Origin of the sequence: Maridesulfovibrio ferrireducens (assembly GCF_900101105.1) — a bacterium.
GTDB classification, from domain to species: Bacteria; Desulfobacterota; Desulfovibrionia; order Desulfovibrionales; family Desulfovibrionaceae; genus Maridesulfovibrio; species Maridesulfovibrio ferrireducens.
Genome location: NZ_FNGA01000002.1, coordinates 547,879 through 565,964, shown reverse-complemented (window position 1 = coordinate 565,964; position 18,086 = coordinate 547,879). Strand labels below are relative to the sequence as shown.

General features: G+C 42.0%; 19 protein-coding genes and 1 tRNA gene. 7 read left to right on the top strand and 13 right to left on the bottom strand.

Annotated elements, in window-relative coordinates; all coding sequences use genetic code 11:
• Position 1: 1 nt before the first annotated feature.
• Positions 2 to 769, top strand: a complete 768-nt coding sequence (locus BLT41_RS07405) for an aminotransferase class IV (protein ID WP_092159762.1) — start codon at positions 2 to 4, stop codon at positions 767 to 769.
• A gap of 69 nt (positions 770 to 838) precedes the next feature.
• Here the strand turns inward: BLT41_RS07405 and trpS are convergent, their stop codons facing one another.
• The 4 genes from trpS to BLT41_RS07385 form a co-directional block, all read right to left on the bottom strand.
• Positions 839 to 1,834 (bottom strand): tryptophan--tRNA ligase, encoded by a 996-nt coding sequence (gene trpS / locus BLT41_RS07400; protein ID WP_092159761.1) that lies wholly within the window; start codon positions 1,832 to 1,834, stop codon positions 839 to 841.
• A 23-nt stretch (positions 1,835 to 1,857) separates the two neighbouring features.
• Positions 1,858 to 2,496 (bottom strand): site-2 protease family protein, encoded by a 639-nt coding sequence (locus BLT41_RS07395; RefSeq protein WP_092159751.1) that lies wholly within the window; start codon positions 2,494 to 2,496, stop codon positions 1,858 to 1,860.
• A gap of 35 nt (positions 2,497 to 2,531) precedes the next feature.
• Positions 2,532 to 2,608, bottom strand: a tRNA-Trp gene (locus tag BLT41_RS07390).
• A 145-nt stretch (positions 2,609 to 2,753) separates the two neighbouring features.
• Complete coding sequence (locus BLT41_RS07385) at positions 2,754 to 3,119, bottom strand: response regulator (protein ID WP_092159749.1); 366 nt, start codon at positions 3,117 to 3,119, stop codon at positions 2,754 to 2,756.
• Between the two features lie 457 nt (positions 3,120 to 3,576).
• Here BLT41_RS07385 and BLT41_RS07380 point away from each other — a divergent pair, with 457 nt between their 5' ends.
• Genes BLT41_RS07380 through BLT41_RS07370 form a run of 3 tightly spaced genes read left to right on the top strand, consistent with a single transcriptional unit; the run spans position 3,577 to position 5,716 of the window.
• Positions 3,577 to 3,774 carry a hypothetical protein gene (locus BLT41_RS07380; protein WP_092159747.1) on the top strand — a complete coding sequence of 66 codons (198 nt, stop codon included), beginning with the start codon at positions 3,577 to 3,579 and terminating at the stop codon, positions 3,772 to 3,774.
• A 5-nt stretch (positions 3,775 to 3,779) separates the two neighbouring features.
• On the top strand, positions 3,780 to 4,703 hold the full coding sequence (locus tag BLT41_RS07375; RefSeq protein ID WP_092159745.1) for a PP-loop family protein: 924 nt from the start codon (positions 3,780 to 3,782) through the stop codon (positions 4,701 to 4,703).
• Complete coding sequence (locus BLT41_RS07370; protein ID WP_092159743.1) at positions 4,700 to 5,716, top strand: glycosyltransferase family 2 protein; 1,017 nt, start codon at positions 4,700 to 4,702, stop codon at positions 5,714 to 5,716. Before BLT41_RS07375 ends, BLT41_RS07370 begins: the two co-directional genes overlap by 4 nt.
• 21 nt (positions 5,717 to 5,737) lie before the next feature.
• Here the strand turns inward: BLT41_RS07370 and BLT41_RS07365 are convergent, their stop codons facing one another.
• The 4 genes from BLT41_RS07365 to BLT41_RS07350 form a co-directional block, all read right to left on the bottom strand.
• Positions 5,738 to 6,280, bottom strand: a complete 543-nt coding sequence (locus tag BLT41_RS07365; RefSeq protein WP_092159741.1) for a hypothetical protein — start codon at positions 6,278 to 6,280, stop codon at positions 5,738 to 5,740.
• A 168-nt stretch (positions 6,281 to 6,448) separates the two neighbouring features.
• Positions 6,449 to 6,634, bottom strand: a complete 186-nt coding sequence (locus tag BLT41_RS07360; RefSeq protein ID WP_092159740.1) for a hypothetical protein — start codon at positions 6,632 to 6,634, stop codon at positions 6,449 to 6,451.
• A 49-nt stretch (positions 6,635 to 6,683) separates the two neighbouring features.
• Positions 6,684 to 7,835: an SO_0444 family Cu/Zn efflux transporter gene (locus BLT41_RS07355; RefSeq protein WP_425283312.1), complete on the bottom strand. Its 1,152-nt coding sequence runs from the start codon at positions 7,833 to 7,835 to the stop codon at positions 6,684 to 6,686.
• Positions 7,835 to 8,221: an ArsR/SmtB family transcription factor gene (locus tag BLT41_RS07350; protein WP_092159737.1), complete on the bottom strand. Its 387-nt coding sequence runs from the start codon at positions 8,219 to 8,221 to the stop codon at positions 7,835 to 7,837. Before BLT41_RS07350 ends, BLT41_RS07355 begins: the two co-directional genes overlap by 1 nt.
• A gap of 224 nt (positions 8,222 to 8,445) precedes the next feature.
• Between BLT41_RS07350 and BLT41_RS07345 the strand changes: the two genes are divergently transcribed.
• Both BLT41_RS07345 and BLT41_RS07340 read left to right on the top strand, forming a co-directional pair.
• Entirely contained in the window at positions 8,446 to 9,750 is a 1,305-nt protein-coding gene (locus BLT41_RS07345; RefSeq protein ID WP_092159735.1) for an OprO/OprP family phosphate-selective porin, read from the top strand.
• A 33-nt stretch (positions 9,751 to 9,783) separates the two neighbouring features.
• Entirely contained in the window at positions 9,784 to 10,101 is a 318-nt protein-coding gene (locus tag BLT41_RS07340) for an Hpt domain-containing protein (protein WP_092159733.1), read from the top strand.
• 15 nt (positions 10,102 to 10,116) lie between these two features.
• Here the strand turns inward: BLT41_RS07340 and BLT41_RS07335 are convergent, their stop codons facing one another.
• From BLT41_RS07335 to BLT41_RS07315, 5 genes are all read right to left on the bottom strand, one after another.
• On the bottom strand, positions 10,117 to 10,758 hold the full coding sequence (locus tag BLT41_RS07335; protein WP_211477654.1) for a putative molybdenum carrier protein: 642 nt from the start codon (positions 10,756 to 10,758) through the stop codon (positions 10,117 to 10,119).
• Positions 10,759 to 10,771: 13 nt separating this feature from the next.
• Positions 10,772 to 13,270, bottom strand: coding sequence for an ATP-binding protein (locus tag BLT41_RS07330; protein WP_092159731.1), 2,499 nt, complete (start codon positions 13,268 to 13,270; stop codon positions 10,772 to 10,774).
• Positions 13,267 to 14,526, bottom strand: coding sequence for an ABC transporter substrate-binding protein (locus BLT41_RS07325; RefSeq protein ID WP_244512217.1), 1,260 nt, complete (start codon positions 14,524 to 14,526; stop codon positions 13,267 to 13,269). Before BLT41_RS07325 ends, BLT41_RS07330 begins: the two co-directional genes overlap by 4 nt.
• 92 nt (positions 14,527 to 14,618) lie before the next feature.
• A complete protein-coding gene (locus BLT41_RS07320; protein WP_092159729.1) occupies positions 14,619 to 16,385 on the bottom strand; it encodes an HD domain-containing phosphohydrolase in 1,767 nt (588 codons plus the stop codon).
• An 8-nt stretch (positions 16,386 to 16,393) separates the two neighbouring features.
• Positions 16,394 to 16,780: a response regulator transcription factor gene (locus BLT41_RS07315; protein ID WP_092159727.1), complete on the bottom strand. Its 387-nt coding sequence runs from the start codon at positions 16,778 to 16,780 to the stop codon at positions 16,394 to 16,396.
• A 233-nt stretch (positions 16,781 to 17,013) separates the two neighbouring features.
• Here BLT41_RS07315 and BLT41_RS07310 point away from each other — a divergent pair, with 233 nt between their 5' ends.
• Positions 17,014 to 18,081, top strand: coding sequence for a hypothetical protein (locus BLT41_RS07310; protein ID WP_092159725.1), 1,068 nt, complete (start codon positions 17,014 to 17,016; stop codon positions 18,079 to 18,081).
• Positions 18,082 to 18,086 lie beyond the last annotated feature (5 nt).

Here is an 18,086-nt window from a genome sequence, read left to right as displayed (position 1 = left end):
CGTGATTTATTATAGAAACGGGAAGCTTGCTGAAGATTCTGTGCAAATGGATTTGTCCCAGCCGGGATTTAGAACTGGGTACGGATTTTTCGAAACACTGGCGTGGAATGGTCGTAAAGCGTGCCATCTGGATCTGCATCTTAAACGTGCAAGAGCAAGCCTTTGTGAGTTTAATATTATTGAGGAAGCCATTGATTACGAAAAAATTATTACCGAGGTTATTGAAGCTAACGCGCTTAAAGACAACTTCGCGCGTGTAAATATATTTTTCCCGGTAGAAGATGGTAAAACAGCTCCGATTGTTACAGCTGTTTCATTTGAACATGTTTCGGATAGAGTTTGGACACTTATGCCCGCAAAAGATGTTTTTTTGACTGGATTGATGCGTCATAAGAGCATGAACAGGATGGATTATCTCAATGCGTGGCAGATGGCTCAAGATTTCGGTTTTGATGACGCGTTGCTGCTCGATTTTGAAGGCAGGGTGCTTGAGTCTTCATTTGCCTCGCTCCTTTTCAAGAAAGGAGACAGATACATCGAACCGCAGACTGAATATAAACTTGCTGGAACATCACAAACAATCACGGATCAGCATCTAAAAATTGAATCTGAACCCGTGCTGTTAAAGTCTGTGCATGAGTTTGATCATGTGTTTGTTTTAAATTCGCTTGGCGGAATGAGTCCGGTTTCAGCCATAGGAGATGTTGTTTTTGAGACTGAGCATAAAATTTGTCAGAAGATTACAAAGCTGATTTTAGAATTGAATTAATAAGAAAAGCCCTTTCACATGAAGTGAAAGGGCTTTTTATGTTTTTATAATTAGAAAACTGAATGAGAATTAGAAATCGAACCCGATTCTTTGGCGTACTATTTCCATATTCTGTTGCGCTCTTATGCGGGCTTTTGCTGTACCTTCCGCAAGAACCTGCCAGACGATGTCTGGATTTTCATCAAGTTTTCTGCGGCGTTCGTGCATAGGCTCAAGGAACTTAGCCATGTTCTCTGCTAAGAGCTTTTTACAGTCTACACAACCCAAAGAAGCATTGCGGCAGCCTTCTTCTATTTCCGCGCATTTCTCTGCGTCTGTGAACAGCTTATGATAAGGGAACAGGTTACAAACTTCAGGATCGCCCGGATCGGCCTTACGCAGTCTGTTTGAATCTGTGAGCATGCTCATAACTTTGGGGCGCATTTCTTCGACTGATTCACCGAGGAAAATTCCGTTGTTGTAGCTTTTGCTCATCTTGCGACCATCAAGGCCCGGAAGTTTGGCATCTTCTGTCAGCATTGCTTCCGGTTCAGGGAAAAATTCGCCGTTGAGATGGTTGAATCTACGGGCAATCTCTCTGGTAAGCTCAAGGTGTGGCAACTGATCATGTCCTACAGGTACAAGTGTTGGCCTATACATAAGAATGTCGGAAGCCATAAGCACGGGGTAGCCAAGGAAACCGTAAGTTGCCAAGTCTTTTTGAGAAAGTTCCTGACGGAGTTCTTTGTATGTCGGATTTCTTTCAAGCCAGCCGACCGGGGTCAGCATGGAAAGAATCAGATGCAATTCAGCGTGCTCTTTTACTTGAGACTGGTGGAAAATTGTGCACTTTTCGGGATCAAGTCCCGCGGCAATCCAGTCTTTAACGAGTTCCGGAACAAATCCTTTGATTCTTCTGGGGTCAGCGTATTCACTGGTCATAGCGTGCCAGTCAGCAACGAAGAAGAAACATTCGTTGTCTTCCTGAATCTTAATCCAGTTTACGAGAACTCCGAAATAATGTCCTAGATGAAGACGGCCTGTAGGTCTCATTCCTGAAACGATGCAATTTTTTGTATTACTCATGTTCCGATAGTAAGGTTAATGATTTAACTGAGCAGTAGTTTATAAAAAAAGAATATAACCGGGCTGATGATTTTACCGAGAAGCCCTAAGACTGCCAGAAGGATGACGATAACAAAACCATATTTGAAAGAGAGATATTTGTAAGCTGCTTCCCGTGGTAAAAAACCGGCAAGAATTTTACTTCCGTCCAGCGGAGGCAGAGGAAGGAGATTGAAAAAGCAAAGCGCCAGATTAATGATAACGCCCGTTTTCGCAATCAATGCTGTGGGTTCGAGAACGCGCAGCATGTTTGGAGAAATATTTTGCAAATCTAGAGCGAAAATACCTTTCAGTATCATTGCAAACATAATTGCCAGAATCATATTGGCGGCGGGTCCGGCCAGTGAAACAAGCATCATATCACGCTGAGGGTTCTTAAAGTATGACGGATTGACCGGAACAGGTTTGGCCCAGCCTATCATGCGGGTGAGAACCAGAGCTAATGTTCCCATAGGATCAAGATGGCGCAAAGGATTAAGCGTCAGCCTTCCTGCATTTTTTGCAGTCGGGTCGCCAAGTAGCCATGCTACATAACCGTGAGCAGCCTCGTGACATGTGATTGCTAGAAGAAAAGGGAGAGCAAGTATGCTTAGTTCTTTGATTGTATTGGCGATGTCGAACATTGAGGTCCTTTGTTCGCAATTTGAAGAAAAATAAATGGCAGGCCAAGAGGGATTCGAACCCCCAACATCCGGTTTTGGAGACCGGCGTTCTAGCCGTTGGAACTACTGGCCTGCATTTATGGATCTCTTCACTGACGAAGAATCCATGTGGGTGCTATCATGAACTTTGTACATGGGCAAGAAAAAAAAGGAGTCTGATTTTCACAGACTCCTTAAAAAAAAGAGTAAAAGTGTTTTTTTTGCTCTGATTCTCGAGCTTATGAACTGCTGAGAGCTTGGACCACTTTCATTTTTAATTCACTTAAGTCGACTGACTTTACAACATAGTGATCAGCGGCAATTGATTTCAAATCATGTTTGAAGCTGTCGTAAGCGGTGCTTAAAATCACAGGAAGACTTTGGTCCTGTCTCCTAATTTCCTGAAGCAGATCCAGTCCGGAACGATTAATTCCAAGCTTGATGTCAAGAATTACGAGGTCTGGAGACTCTCTTTGGATGACAGTAAGAATGTCTTCGGTGCCATCAGAAGTTGCAACCAGATATCCTTCGGCAACAAGTTCTTCTTTATAAAGCATCCGTATATGTTTTTCATCGTCAACGACTAAAATAGTAGGCTGAGTCATACTAAACTCCTTCTAGGTCATGTTTCACTTAACTACTTTAGTTCAACATTCGAGTTCGGGTCAACAGTAATAAATATTTTTTTAGCTGCATTTTTGTAAAAGTGTATAAAAAAATAAGAGGCCATTACAAAATTCAACAAAACTAGAGTGTTATTAATTTCCATGATTCTTTGGTCTCCTATAAGGACGAACTATTGCTATGTTTAAAAAAAATCGATTATTGTCCGTCATTTTTGCGATGTTATGATTTTTAATTGTTACTTGTAGAATAGCATAAAAGATAAGCTTTGCCTGTTAAATTTTTAAGAAAGTTTATTTTTTTAACCATTGTCTAGAAAAGCAAGTTTATTTTTTTATTTTAAAGAGCGAAAAGCTTGATGAAATCTGGGTTAAGAGCTAAATCCCTTGTTCCCGGTAACGAATATAATTTGAACTTAATAAACCAAGGAGGCGACCTATGGTTAAAGTTTTACTTCAGCCTGAGGGCGAAACTGTCACCTTTACGAAAATCAATACAGCGCTGCAGTTGCTCAATAAGTATAATCTTCATTACACGGATGCTCTGGTAATAAGAGATGGTGAGCTTTTAACTCAGGATCGCAAAATTAATAAAGATGATGAAATTATTTTGAGAAAAGTAGTTTCGGTCGGGTAATTGATATGAAATGTAAAGTTTGCAAAGCTGAGGCAGTTGTAGCTCTGCCCAGTCATAATACGGCTTTTTGTCCAGTTTGTTACGATCGTTTTTTCATGAAACAGGTTTCGGAAGGAATCAGAAAACGTAAGCTGCTTGAAAAGGACGACAAAGTTCTGGTAGCTCTTTCAGGCGGTAAAGATTCTCTGGGGCTTATGTATGCCCTTGCTGAACTGGGGTATAATGTTACCGGTCTTCACATTGATTTGGGGATTTTTGATTCATCTAAAAAAGCCAGATCGGTTGTCGAAGATTTTTGTGCAGACAAGGGATATGCTTTGAAGGTTGTGGAGCTTGAGAAAGAAGGCGTTCCTATGCCTTTGATCAAGAAACATATCAGGCGTCCTATCTGCTCCGTGTGCGGGAAATTCAAGCGGCATTACTTCAATAAAGTAGCCATTGAAGACGGATATACAGCTCTGGCGACAGGTCATAATCTTGACGATGAAGTTGCAAGACTTTTTGCCAATACTTTACGCTGGGATCAGGCGTATCTGGCTGATCAGGGACCTCTTCTTCCTGCTGAAGATGGATTCGCCAAAAAAGTTAAGCCTCTTTACAGGGTTACCGAATTTGAGTCGGCTAATTTTTCATTCCTTAAAGGGATTCCATATCATCATCTTCCATGTCCTTACAGTTCGGGCGCCAGTTTTACCGGGCATAAGATGATCTGGAGAAATCAGGAACTTCGCAGTCCCGGTTCGAAGCGTGCTTTTTATGGTGGATTTCTTGATCGCGGTCAGCCTGCTTTTGCTGCTATCCATGAGAAAAAGAAAGATTACGAAGTTGAGCCTTGTTCTAAATGCGGCTGTCCTACTTCCGTCGGTCTATGCGGCGTGTGCAGAATCCGTGAACAACTCGATGAAGCTTTGGTGGCGGCTGCAAAATGATCGGCCCGAAAGTCTCAGTGACAATGCCCTGCTACAATTGCGAAGCAACGGTAGGGCAAGCCATTGAGAGTATTCTCGGGCAGACTTTTGAAAATTTAGAATTAGTGGTGGTCGATGACGGTTCAAGTGATCAGACCGCTGCTGTTCTTAAAAAATATACTTCTCGTGATTCTCGCGTTAAGCCGCTTTTTTTAGATCATCAGGGGGTTGTCGGCGCGGCAAACGCCGCAATTGAAGCGTCACAGGGTGAATATTTGGCCCGGATGGATGCGGATGATCTGGCTTTACCTTACCGTATTGAAAAACAGGCGGAGCTTTTAGATAATAATCCGGATGTCGGTCTTGCAGGGTGTCGCGTTACTTTTGGCGGCGACCGGGAAAAGTGTGGCGGATATGCCTATTATGTTGACTGGATAAATACTCTGGTTGCATCGGATGAGATCTCATTGAATCGTTTTGTGGAGTTCCCCTTTGCCAATCCTTCGATAATGATGCGAAGCAATTTAGTTGAGGAGCATGGATCGTTCCGTGATGGTGATTTTCCCGAAGATTATGAATTGGTTCTTCGCTGGCTTGAAGCAGGCGTGCAGATGCAGAAGGTGGATGAAGAACTTTTAGTCTGGAATGATCCGCCACAGCGCCTTTCTAGAAATCATCCTAAGTATACAGTGGATGCTTTTTACCGCATTAAAAGTGAATATCTTTATCGCTGGCTGCAAAAAAGAAATCCTAATCATCCGAAGGTTGGAGTCATAGGTTCAGCCAGAACAGCTCGCAAGCGGTATAGCATGTTGGAAAGTCTTGGCGTTGAAACAGATTTTTTTGTGGATGTTGATCCGCGTAAAGTCGGAAAAAAGATTCAAAATCGACTGGTTATTCATCGTAATGATCTGCCACCGCCGGGTGAAGTTTTTCTTCTTTCATATGTGGCCAGCCGCGGCGCAAGGAGCGAGGTTTCTCAATTTCTTGAAGCGCGTGGATATGTAATGGGTAAAGATTACTTATTGGCCTGATTCTGGTTTTGACGCTGTAGATTAAAATTTGCTTTTAATAAAATCCGTGATCGATTTGATCGCGGATTTTTTTTGCGGGAGATTCTTTTCATCCGATGAAGATTCCCACCATTCAAGATCACTGAATTCAACGGGCAAACGCAGCGTCAGGAAAGGAATGAAAAATTTAACAACGTTTTCTTTCGAGGCTGCTCCGGCGGAATCGAAATGGAAGAAAACTTCCCCGATAAACCATGCTTTATCTTTTTGGGTGGCCGGTTCCGGCGGGCGGATGTACATGAAATTAGGGTCCATTTCAGAATCAGCACTTGTATCCTGAAAGGCTGCAAAAAGGTCGAGCACCTGTTTTCGAATTAATTTGTCACCGTAAACGTCTACAATAAAGGTGAATTTCAAAAATCCGGTTTTAGCAGTGTGGTTGTGACGGGATATTTTAAGAACACCGTCCTTTCTTCTGCTTTCATCGTCATCAAGAAAAAGATCAAAAGCACAGAATCCGATAAAATTTTCTGAGCCACGGAGTTCATTCAATTGTTTTTCGATTTCTGTTGTGCTGTTGTCCATTAAGTATCCTGAAAGCTAAAAGTTTTCTCAATTTCGATCAGCGATAACATTTTACTTTGAGAGCAACAAGAGGGCGGAAGGGGAGGGGTAGTGGGAATTTATCAAGTAAAAAAGCCCTCCTGAAATAATTTCAAGAGGGCTTCGGTTTCAGGTAAGTTATAAAATAAGTTAATCTTTGTCCTTATCCTTATCCTTATCCTTATCCTTATCTTTAGCTTCAGCATTTTTAACCGACTCGTCCTGCTGTGCGGTCATGTCTTTTAAAGCTTGACGGGAACTTTTTTTAACCATGTAAAAAATAGCAAAAACAATGACCAGCATTATAATGATGCCTTCGACGAATTCTCCTGTCATAGCTTTCTCCTTTTTATCATTAATCTTCGGCCGTACTTTCAGTTCATAATTAGTGAGAATGACCTGATTCCGATTTTCCGTTGATCATTGTTGTTATTCTGGGGACAGCGATTAATGCAATTAAAACAATCGCGCTGACTGTGTAGAAAATACCATGAACGTCTTCAGCTCCGCCTTGAACCCAGTCGGTTATACTGAGTCCGAAGGAATAGTACAGCCAGTTTGTCAGCATGCCAAGCACTAGTGAGCAGACAATTATAGTTCCTAGATAAATGAAGGCAGACCGTTTGCCTAGAAGTTTGGCAATAACAGTGAATGATGCAGCGTTTGTTGCCGGTCCGGCAAGCAGAAAGACCAGAGCCGCACCGGGGGAGAGTCCTTTAAGAGCAAGTGCCGCTGCAATCGGAGTTGATGCTGTCGCGCATACGTAGAGAGGAACTGCGGCTACAAGCATAATCAGTAACGGCAGAAACCCGTCCCCGAGATTCTTTTCAATGAAACCGTCAGGAATAAGGGCACCGAACATACCCGCCAGAATTACTCCGAAGATGAACCATAAGCCTATGTCCTGTAGCAGATTACCGAATGAGTATTGCATTCCACTTGAAACTTTTCCCATAAAAGTCGAAGGCGCTTCTGATTTATCACAGCCGCACCCGGAACAACCCGTCTGATCTGAACAGCTTTGTTCTTTGCCGTGGGTATGATCATGGCCGTGGTCGTGATCGAGTTCATGAGTATGTTGAAAGAGAATTGCATCAGGTATTAATTGGGGGGTGGTTCCGTTTTTTTTCTCGTTTCTGTCGACCATAATCCCTGCGATAACAGCAGTAATAAATGCCGCCACAGGTCTTAGTATTGTCATTATTGGATCAAGCAAAGCATATGTTACAGCGATTGAGTCCACACCTGTTTCAGGGGTTGAAATTAAAAAGGATGTTGTTGCTCCTTTACTCGCGCCCTGTTGTCTTAATTGAGCCGCTGCCGGAATTACTCCGCAACTGCAAAGCGGAATAGGAACTCCGAAAAGGGAGGCTTTGAATATGTCTGATATTTTGCCGGAACCTAGATTTTTAGATATGAATTCCGGTCCTACAAATGCTTTCAAAAGTCCTGCAACGAAAAATCCGAAGAGCATGAAAGGTGCGGATTGAAGTAGCACTTCCCATGATTCAAATATGATTTTAGTTAAAATATCGATCATTTGTCTTTCCTGTCAGAGGTACATCCTTCATTACTTAGATGCGCCAGAGTTGTTTGGATGATTGTTTCAACATGGCTGTCATCGAGCCTGTATAAGGCTTTTCGTCCTTGCTTCGTAAATCGTACCATTCGCGCAGAGCGAAGGATTCTAAGTTGGTGGGATATCGCGGAGTGACTCATGTTTAACAGTTCCGCAAGATCGCATACGCATAATTCCTGTATGGAAAGCGCATGTAATATTGAAATCCTTACGGGTTCGCCAAGTATTTTAAAAGTTGCCGCAACATCTTCCATTGTCTGACTGGAACAAATTTTACTTCTGACTATTTCAATGGCAGCCGGATCAGGATTATGTCCGTCGCATGTATCTTTTATTTCCTTCATTTAGATAACCCCTAAGTGTTGATGTGTGAACATATGTTCATATATTAATAATTGGGTTGAAGAGGTCAAGCTATAAATATTGTTATTATGGATATCAAGATGTCCGGCGGCTTCATTATTAATTAATTTAATGATTTGATGTAATGCATAAAATTATATAATGTCACATGAAATTTTTAAAGTTTGTCATTTCAAAATAAATATAAGTTTATCCGGGGATTGTAATGAATCAGGTTAATGCAGTGCGTAAGGGTGTTATCTTTTTTTTGAGCTGTTTGTTCGTTCTTTTACTTGTTCCGACTGTTTATGCTGCGGCGGAAGAAGGTAAAGACACGAGGGTCGACGTTGCTGATGAAATTATTACAATGGATTGGGTTAAACGTCTTCGCTGGGAAAATGAAGATAAGACCGTCCAGATTAAAATAGGCGGCCTTTATAGTTTTGACTGGGCGCAAATAAATGAAGATAGCAGGGTAGGGTCTGTTTATGATCCGGTGCAGAGACACAAAGAAGAAGTTAGATGGGCTAGGCCTCAGATTAGTTTAAAACTTTATGATCGTTATAAATTCCGCTTACAGTATGAAATAGCAGGCAAAAGAGGACAGATTCAAGATTTTTGGGGACAGGTAAAGGATGTTCCTTACCTTGGAAAGATCAAGGCGGGACACTTCAAAGAACCTTTTTCTATGACAGTTCTGACGGGGCGGAAAGGTTCTACTATGATGGAATATTCTCCGGCTTCTGTTTTTGCGCAGGCTCGTAATCTTGGTGTTCAGTTTGAGAACAGTTATTTAGACGGGCGTATTAATGCTGCTGCGGGTGTTTTCAATAAATGTAATTATCTTGATAATGCTTTTACAGAAGGCAATTCCGGGATTGATTTAACGGGTCGCGTAGGTTGGCGTCCTTATCAGGAAGATGATGGTAAAAAGTTAATCCATGTAGGTCTTGGCTACTCGCATCAGTTCTTAGATGCAGATAAACAACCTACGAGTTTTTCTACTTCCACAGGGTCCCACCTTTCAATAATAAAGCTTACAGGCACAGGTTCAATACCGGCTTACGGGCAGGATCTTATGAATCTTGAACTTGCCGGAAAATGGGATCAGTTCTGGTTTCAAAGTGAATATACATCCGCTTATCTCAACACAAAAGATCGCAATAATGCCTTTTTCTCAGGTTATCATTTTGATGTCGGGTATATTCTTACCGGGGAAAGTAAGCCTTTTAAATCTGATAAAGCTATTTTCGGAGCGATTAATCCTAAGGAACCTTTTAATCCCTTGAAGGGCGGGTGGGGTGCGTTAGAAGTCGCTGGGCAGTACTCGCATACAGATATGAATGACTATCACGCCAATGTTCGAGGCGGGGTTCAGGATAACATTGGAGTCGCTTTGAACTGGTATCTCAACGCTCATACCCGTGTTGCCGGTAACTATATGCATGTCGGTGTTGCAGGCAGGGATAATTCATCTCTCAGCAACGGTGAAATGGATATTTATCAGTGCAGGATAATGTTTTATTTCTAGCAGAAGTAATTTAACGCAAGAAGAGAGAGTTTAATGGTCCATTCTGAGGATAGTAATAATATAGTTTTTATAGAGTCGGCACTAATTGATTTAGTGCCGATTTTGCTTGAAACGCTCGCTAAGGAATTAGCGGATATGGAAGAAACTTTAAGTAATGATGATTTTGATAAATTACAGGAGCAGGCTCACTCTTCGCGAGGCGCCGCTTTGACATATGGATTTGAGTCTTATGCCGAGGTTTTGCTTGATCTGCAACATGCTGCAGAGAATGAAGCTTCTGAAATTTTGAAGCATCTTTTTAGTTTGTTGCATGAATTGCTTGAATCTGTGGAATTTGAATCATCCACATAACCGCAGGCAATTTTGCTAATGTAGAGCTTCAATCAAAAAAGTCTTCGCAGTCGAGTATATTCCGGGACAACCGCTTTCTCTAGGGCCGGCAACATTGAGTACGTTGATTTTCATGGAACTTATCCAAGCCCTGATCGTTTCTATTGCGAGGGGGGAGTCCAAAGGTATTACGGCTATGGGTTTGCTGTGTTTGTGAGCCAATTTTATGGTGAGAGCTGTTCCTTTCGATTTACATTTTCCCGGAAAGACCAATGTTCCATCTGAATCAAGAACGTTCTGCTCGGTTCTTTTCCAGTAGTAGCTGACATCCATTTCGCTTAGATTATACTTTTCGGGTATTATGCCGTCTTCGGCTTTTCTTCCTTTAGGACACCACCCATTATGAGGGATTCCTAAGTGAATAGCCGCGTCTAAAGCGCCCCGGTCTACACCTGTTTGTCCGCCCGACATTATTCTGAATTCAGTGGGTAACTTCAAAAAATCAGTTTGAAATGTGTTGCCTTCTGCTTTGAGCAATGAGCCGCAGTTGGGACACCTGACTTGATTAAAACTGCTTATTAGGGCCGGAATCCGGTCGAATGATTCAACCGGTTCTGTCCATGAGCATTTGTCGCATGATATATATTTTTTAGTTCCGTATGCTGCTGGTCTTTCCATAGAGGAATGAATATCAGTTGTCTGGTATAATAACAAGCTGAACTTCGGGAATACTTGAAAGCCTGTCCAGGTCAAGCGTTGTGCTGATCTCAGCCGGTATAAATAAAGTGCCCTTAAAGCCTTGTTCAATTTGGCTCCAAAGTTCAGAAGGGGCGCAGTAGTTGATTTTTCCGGGGCAGATTACCAGTAGATTTTGAGTTGGTGCGGCTTTTTCCATTCCGAGTACCATACAAGGATCGGTCATGATCAGATCTTCCTGCAGCATTCCGTGGATAGTTTCAATCAGTCTTCTATCGTCAATGGGCTTGATGAGGGCTGCATCTCCTCCGGCTTTCTGTCCTTCCGCAAGAGCACTGATCACAATGACCGGAATATGACGAGTTGAAGGGTCCATGCGTAATTGTCTGATTGCTTCTGCACCATCCATGCGCGGCATTTTAAGGTCCATGGTTATTAGCTGAGGCATTTGTTTTTTTGCCACTTCAACAGCTTCAACTCCATCTACCGCAGTAATTATTCTGTATCCTTCCTCTTCGAGAATCTGTGATAAAAATTCATTAAGAGCCGGATCATCGTCGGCAACCAGAATCAGAGGGCTGTTTTTTTCGCCGGGGCGTCTTCCTACAGAGTTAATTTTGCTATGGGCAGGGACAAAGTTTACCTTTGTATCAGGAGTTCCTTTTGCCAATGTGAAGTGAAAGGAGCTTCCTGCGCTGAGCTTACTGTCCACCCAGATGCGTCCATTGTGGTGTTCAACAATTTGTTTACAGATCGGCAGACCAAGTCCGGTTCCTTTCGGTTTCCCGGTTAAGGTGTCTCCGACTTGCTTGAATCTTTCGAAAATTTTCTTTTGATCTTCCGGTGAAATACCGCTTCCTGTATCACTTACACTGATTAATATTTCATTTTCATGAGCGCGGGCCGTGCATGTAATGGTTCCGGATTTAGTAAATTTAACAGCATTAGAAATCAGGTTCATCATGACCTGCATAATTCTGTCCCGATCGCCGTATATTGTGGGCAGATTCTCTTCAATATCAACTTGCAGGTCAAGATTTTTAGACATCCAGAGCGGATTGGTTGATTGTCCTGAAACGTTGATAACTTCTTCCATATCAACAGGATTATTTTTCCAGTCAATTTTTCCTGATTCCATTTTCGCGATATCCAGCACATCATTAATAAGGTCCGTTAAGCGCTCACCTTCCGAAACTATTATACCAATGTTGTCATGAACTTGATCCATGGCTCTCTGAGTCTTTTTATCTGTTGTATGGCAGTGCGGGAAGACCGTTTTATCGAGCTTTTTCCTAATTATTTTGGCGAAACCCAAAATGGAAGTCATGGGAGTTCTAAGTTCATGGGATACAGTGGAAATAAAGTCTGTTTTCAGATTATCCACTTCTTTTTCATATGTAATGTCCCTGACCAAAATAACCGCTCCGAGGCACAATGTCGTGCCGTCTTCGGAATCTTTCTTATGAATAGGAGTTGCTACCGCTTTCCCTATTCTTCTTTTGTTCAGGGTTATTTCTGATGTGTATATTTCTTGTTCACAGCCTTTAACCAAATTAAAGAGCTGATTCATTTCATCGGTGAAGAAATTTTTAACGTCCTTTCCTTTGACATCTTGTCCTTCCAGTCCGAAAAGGTCTGAAAGAGCCGGATTTGTGAGAGAAATTTTTCCGTAGACATCAATTACCAGTAAGCCGTCGGCAAGGTTGTCCATGATAACTTCCATATAGGTAAGTGTATCCTGCAACTCACTTGTCGCATTAGTTACCGCTCGTTCAAGGCCGGAAATAATAGTGGTCAGCTCGCTTGCCATGTTTTGCATAGTTCCGGCGAGGAGCCCTATTTCGTCATTTGACGTTATTTCAACCGATGCCGTGAAGTCGTGATCTGATAATTTGCGGGCGTATTCTGTTAATTTATTTAATGGTTCCGAAATTCGGTTAACACTCAAATACAATAGAAATACGCTGCCCCAAAAAATAAAAAACATTACAACTTGCAGTTTTGCAATTGCTATCCACACGTACTTGTTGATTAATTCTTTATCCATCCCGACATGAACGTATCCGGCCATGCCTGCAAGAATAGGCTTGGTGATATCAATCACTTTTCCCGTTTCAGGAAGGGTAATTTCTCTTACTGAAATTTCGTCAGGGTGCGAGGTGCTATGTTTCAGAATTTCCGGTACGCAAGGGACAAATGTGTGTGATATTATGTCACCGTTTTCGTCCTGAACGTATACATATGCAGCTCCGTCAATAGCTTTAAATTGATCAATCATTGACTGGATGGTTGAGGAGTCCCGATTGAGCAGAATCTCTACACTGGAACCGGCAATGCTGCTGGCGATGGATTTGCCTTTGCTTATGTACTCATCAACCATATGATTGTAGAGCGTAAGCGCGGACATAAGCGACATAGATATTGATATAACTCCGAATAACACGAAGTTAAGAAGCAGAGTTTTTTGAAAAATTTTAGACATTCTCATTTTCATTTGCTCCACCTCGCCCAGTTTCTCACAGGTACAAATTTACCGCTGGAAACAGTGGTGTAGTATATTTCGTCAAGACCTTGATGTTTACCCCGGCCGAAACTGACGGGGGTATTGAGTCCGATATCAAGATCTCTTATGGATAAAGTCGCGGCATAAAGGCTGCCATAGTTTTGTCTAAGCATCATTTTATCGAGGATTTTCGTCATTACTTTAGCCGTGAGATATCCTTCAAAGCTGATAAAACTGAACTTCAGTGGATCGTAATCTTTTCCGAACCCTTCGGGCGGAGCGGGAGGGGACTCGGTCATTACTTTTCGGTAGTCGCGTACAGCTGGAAGGGAAGTATCTTCATAGCTTGGAACGGTTTGGGAGTTTATCAGGTTGTCAGTGTATTTTTTATTGCTGGTTTTTTCTAGATTCTTAAGGAGGTGCAGCATGTTATCGCTACCGACAAAAGATAGATTGCATATCGGGACATCGAGTCCTGCATCTCTTGCATCTCTGATAAAAGCCGCACTTGCTTCATATGCTCCGATTGAAATGATTGCGTCCGGTTTTGTTTCTGCAAGTATTTCTACTTGTCTTTTCATGGAACTTTCGAAGCCAGCTCCTCTTTTATAAGTAGCTTCTGCTACAATATTAAGATCTTTTTCTGTAAGTGCTTTTCTAACTCCGTCCCATCCGCTTCTGCCATAGGCGTCTGCCTGATATAAAACAGCAATTCTGTTGCGGCCGATCATGAACAAATTGTGCACGAGGCCCCATGTTTCCTGTCTGTATGATGCGCGCAGGTTGAAAACATACTCTTCGTATGGAAATTCTCTTTGCGGCTGAGCGCCGGTGAAGGGGAAGAAAAGGTAAACAGGTTTATCGGCATTGAAATGTTTAACGACAGGAAGAATTCTTGTTACTGTCGGGGTTCCAACATAGTTGAACAAACAGAGAACATTATCTTTTTCAATTAATTTAATGGTATTCCGAATAGCTGGCAGCGGGTCATATCCGTCGTCGTAATATTTGATAATAATTTTGTGGCCACGGATTCCGCCCTTTGCATTTACCTGATCGAAATAAGCTTGCGAGCCTCTGTATAGTTCAATCCCGAGTCCTTTGCTTGGTCCGGTAAAGGCGGCAGACATGCCGAGAAGAATAGGTTTTGTATCGTTGTCGACTTCCTCTGCATAGATCGCGGCAGGTGAAAACAGCATAAAGAGTGCAGCAGCAAAAAAGATGGTTTTGATGTAAAGCCTGTTCATAACGGGGACCTTATAAGTTTAGTCGCTTTCTGACGATATTCATTACCTGTTGCGAAGTTTTGCTACGCGCAGATATTTTCGTCTCCGTCAGATCAGTTTAAGTTGTTTCTAGGTATTTTGCAGAATCTAGGTGATACCGGGCGATCCAGATTGATTGAGTCAGCGCCTTTTTCGATTTGAAGAATGTTATCAATAAAAAAGGTGACCAGAGATTTATTCAGTTTTCCTTCTTCGGCTTCTTCGGCAAGAATCTTTAATGCGCGGGCTTGCGGAGTTGCAGGTTTGTAATGACGTTCCTGCGTGATCGCATCATAGATATCGACTATGGCTAAAATTTGACTTTGAATAAGTATATCATCACCCTTGATCCCTTCAGGGTATCCGGAACCATCGAGTCGTTCATGGTGCTGGCCGATAATAGTCAGGAGCTGTGAGAGATCATCATGAAAAGGAATATGTTCAAGAATCCGCTGACTCTCTGCAGGGTGACGTTCAATTTCCTGTCTTTCTTCAGAAGTCAGATTGCCTTTGCGTACAAGCAGACATTTCCGCTCTTCAGGGTGTAGCAAATGAATAGATGAACCGTTAATCTTGAATTTTACTTCACTGATAGTGTGGATGAAATCCAGATCTTCCTGATGCGGACAAAGAGATAGATTTATTTGTTTGAGCCTCTTGTAATCAGGCTCCCATTCCTTTTGGTAGTGAATGCCGAAAAGCTTCATGCGCATGCCTATGACATCAAGCATTGATTTGGGAAGGCGAGTCTTTTTAGTAAGCACTTCCTCCTTGATACCGATTTTACCTATGTCATGAAGAATGCCGGAATAGAAAATTTCGCGCAGGTGCTCGTCAGTGAAACAGAGTTCATGAAATTTATCATCCTCTAGCGAGATGAGACGTGCAAAAGCAACAGCGAGATGAGCTACTCTGTCAGAATGTCCGGCTGTGAACGGGTCCCGGGCATCAATCGCTTCGGCAAGAGCTTTAAGGAGCGCGTCCATGAGGACTCTGATAGATTCAAAGTTATAAGCGTTGCTTATTGATATGCCTGCTACAGATGCCAGAGTGGCAACATGTTTCAGGTGGGCGGCGCTGAAAGCATTGACACATTGAGATGTCAGGATAAGAACCCCTTCACATAAATTAGGAGAAGGGATGGGCATTATAAGTAAAGATCTGATGTTATCACACAGTTTACTTCCGCAGCGGCAGTCCAGTTTGACATCATTTAAAATTTCACCGCGCAGACTTGCGATGATATCTTTAAAAAGAGGGCATTCTACCAGCTTTTCAAAAGTTCCTGCATCGACCGCTCCGAAACTGTCAAAAATGGTAAAGCCATCTTCTTCGGGCAGGTATACTGCGCCCATTTCAGCAGGAAGGGCAGAGGTTCTGCATTCTTGAATCAGAGCGCTGATAACATCTTTCAGTCTAAGAGAATTGTTAAGCTCAACAATAGACCGGTGCAGTAGGGCCAGTTCTCTATATTTAGCGAGAGTTTCTTCTCCCAGAAGGCGTCTTGCCTTCTCGGATTCAATATGAGCGGCCATGGAATATGACATGAATTCGAGAACTGCTTTGATCTGGTTCCGTTCTTTTTCAGATAATTCTTCTAAATTCTGGAGAGAAACTCCAATGCTGAGGTCTTCATCTGTGGCGTTAGCTATAGGAGTGAAGATTGTTTTATCAAACGGATACAGCGAAGGGTCAGTACAAAAAACCGGAGTACTGCCAATGTAAATACATAGTAAAGAGTTCTCAGGCAGTAAAGGTTGTGCTTTTTTAAAAAAAGCTTTCAACTTTTTTGGCTTAAGAAATTTCTTTAACCGTGTTTCCGGTTTAATGTGATTGTTCATGGAAGAGATCATTGATCAAGTTGTAGAATTGTTTTTGCAACTTCAAGAATTTCATCAGGGTCGAATGGCTTAGTCATGTATCTTTCAGCTCCAAGTTCCAGCCCATGCTTCCTGTCTACTTCCTGCCCTTTTGCCGTTAAAAGTATTATTTTAACTGAGGACAATTCAGGATCTTCGCGAACTTCCTGACATACTTCGTAACCGTTCATGTATGGCATCATTATGTCTAGAAAAACCAGATCGGGACGCTCAGCACGTATAAGATCCAGACCTTCTTCACCGTTTTCAGCGGTTAGAAGCTCGACATCGTAATCATCTTCCAGTTCTTCTAAAGTTTGCTCTAGAAGCATTCTGATGTGAACTTCATCGTCCACAACTAGAATTTTTCCGGTCATGAGTTCTCCTTTTTGTTGCCAAATCGAGCTTACATTTACATATTGTAATCATCCTCTGCAAGAGGTAGTTTTATTTAAGACTAATTTATTGGACATTTATGTGTCTGATGTAATAATTATATGTAGTTATGTTTAAATAGAGAAACTTTTTATGGGCAATGCTATAGTAAATTTTTTTGATTAATCAATCATTGTTTGATCTCTTACAATAATTACTGAACTGAGAATATATTATGATACAATCTAAAGTTGATTCCAGATTCCTTGGTTCTGTTAAAAACTCTTTTTTTGTGTTTCCTACACTCCCCCCACTCGTAAAGATGTTTTTGTGGTTTATTGCGCTAGGAGTTGCAATCTCGATAATCATTTTGCTTTGGAGAAAATATAAGCCGGTTTCATTTCTTCAGGCATGGTTTAAATCTTTTCCTCCACTTCGTGTTGCAATTTTAAGGTCAAAAAAAGGCGGAGAAGCTGTCACTGAAGAAGGTAAAAGCCCTGCTGTCAAAGGTCCTTGGAAGATTTCTACTGATAAAGATGTTTTGGATTGGCTGGTGATGACAAAACAGCCATTTGATATCTCTGCTGAGCGATTAGGGCAGAGAACTCTTGCGGCAGTAGTAAATGTTACCGGAATTCAGGGTAGGGACATTGCCGTAAAGGTTAAAGATGTTGTGACTGAATCTTTGTTGGCTCCCGGTGCTAAAGTGAAATGTATTTTTGCTGAGTTACAAAGGAACGGTAAAAAAGTTAATGCGTTTGTCGGTTCTGTTAAAACTGTTTCAGAAAGTGGTGAAGCCGTTGTTACCCGCACATCTGCGTTCGGGTTTATCAAGCGCCGGGCGTTTTCCAGAAGAAAGGTTGCGGACCAGCGTTATATAAAGGTTAAGATATGGCGTCTTGACGGTGATGATTTTGATGTTGATTTTGTTTTAGATAATATGGAGCCGGAAATTATTATCGACAATAGAATGGATGTTGATGCTGAGCTAAAGGTCCCGCAGATTCTCGATATTTCAAAGGGCGGGATTGCTCTTTTAGGTGCTGTGCGCGATGGCGGTAATATGTTGTCCCGTAATGATAACGTTTTATTGTGTATGCTTATTTATCAGCCTAAACGTAAAACCTTTGATCCACATATCCTCTACTGTGAAGTGCGCGCTGCAAAATCAGCCAGCGAAGGGATGATCCGTCTTAGTTTTCAATTTCTGCGCAGCCTTAAAATACCTCCTCGTAAGCGGAGCACCTTATTTAGAGGACAAGCCGTTATGGCAATGAATCTTGCTCAACCTGAAAAGGAATAATAGTT

Excerpts from the sequence above, each read along its gene's own strand:
- trpS (WP_092159761.1), bottom strand. The coding sequence starts at position 1,834 with ATGAGTAATACAAAAAATTGCATCGTTTCAGGAATGAGACCTACAGGC.
- BLT41_RS07395 (WP_092159751.1), bottom strand. The coding sequence starts at position 2,496 with ATGTTCGACATCGCCAATACAATCAAAGAACTAAGCATACTTGCTCTC.
- BLT41_RS07385 (WP_092159749.1), bottom strand. The coding sequence starts at position 3,119 with ATGACTCAGCCTACTATTTTAGTCGTTGACGATGAAAAACATATACGG.
- BLT41_RS07380 (WP_092159747.1), top strand. The coding sequence starts at position 3,577 with ATGGTTAAAGTTTTACTTCAGCCTGAGGGCGAAACTGTCACCTTTACG.
- BLT41_RS07375 (WP_092159745.1), top strand. The coding sequence starts at position 3,780 with ATGAAATGTAAAGTTTGCAAAGCTGAGGCAGTTGTAGCTCTGCCCAGT.
- BLT41_RS07370 (WP_092159743.1), top strand. The coding sequence starts at position 4,700 with ATGATCGGCCCGAAAGTCTCAGTGACAATGCCCTGCTACAATTGCGAA.
- BLT41_RS07365 (WP_092159741.1), bottom strand. The coding sequence starts at position 6,280 with ATGGACAACAGCACAACAGAAATCGAAAAACAATTGAATGAACTCCGT.
- BLT41_RS07360 (WP_092159740.1), bottom strand. The coding sequence starts at position 6,634 with ATGACAGGAGAATTCGTCGAAGGCATCATTATAATGCTGGTCATTGTT.
- BLT41_RS07350 (WP_092159737.1), bottom strand. The coding sequence starts at position 8,221 with ATGAAGGAAATAAAAGATACATGCGACGGACATAATCCTGATCCGGCT.
- BLT41_RS07345 (WP_092159735.1), top strand. The coding sequence starts at position 8,446 with ATGAATCAGGTTAATGCAGTGCGTAAGGGTGTTATCTTTTTTTTGAGC.
- BLT41_RS07340 (WP_092159733.1), top strand. The coding sequence starts at position 9,784 with ATGGTCCATTCTGAGGATAGTAATAATATAGTTTTTATAGAGTCGGCA.
- BLT41_RS07335 (WP_211477654.1), bottom strand. The coding sequence starts at position 10,758 with ATGGAAAGACCAGCAGCATACGGAACTAAAAAATATATATCATGCGAC.
- BLT41_RS07330 (WP_092159731.1), bottom strand. The coding sequence starts at position 13,270 with ATGAAAATGAGAATGTCTAAAATTTTTCAAAAAACTCTGCTTCTTAAC.
- BLT41_RS07325 (WP_244512217.1), bottom strand. The coding sequence starts at position 14,526 with ATGAACAGGCTTTACATCAAAACCATCTTTTTTGCTGCTGCACTCTTT.
- BLT41_RS07320 (WP_092159729.1), bottom strand. The coding sequence starts at position 16,385 with ATGAACAATCACATTAAACCGGAAACACGGTTAAAGAAATTTCTTAAG.
- BLT41_RS07315 (WP_092159727.1), bottom strand. The coding sequence starts at position 16,780 with ATGACCGGAAAAATTCTAGTTGTGGACGATGAAGTTCACATCAGAATG.
- BLT41_RS07310 (WP_092159725.1), top strand. The coding sequence starts at position 17,014 with ATGATACAATCTAAAGTTGATTCCAGATTCCTTGGTTCTGTTAAAAAC.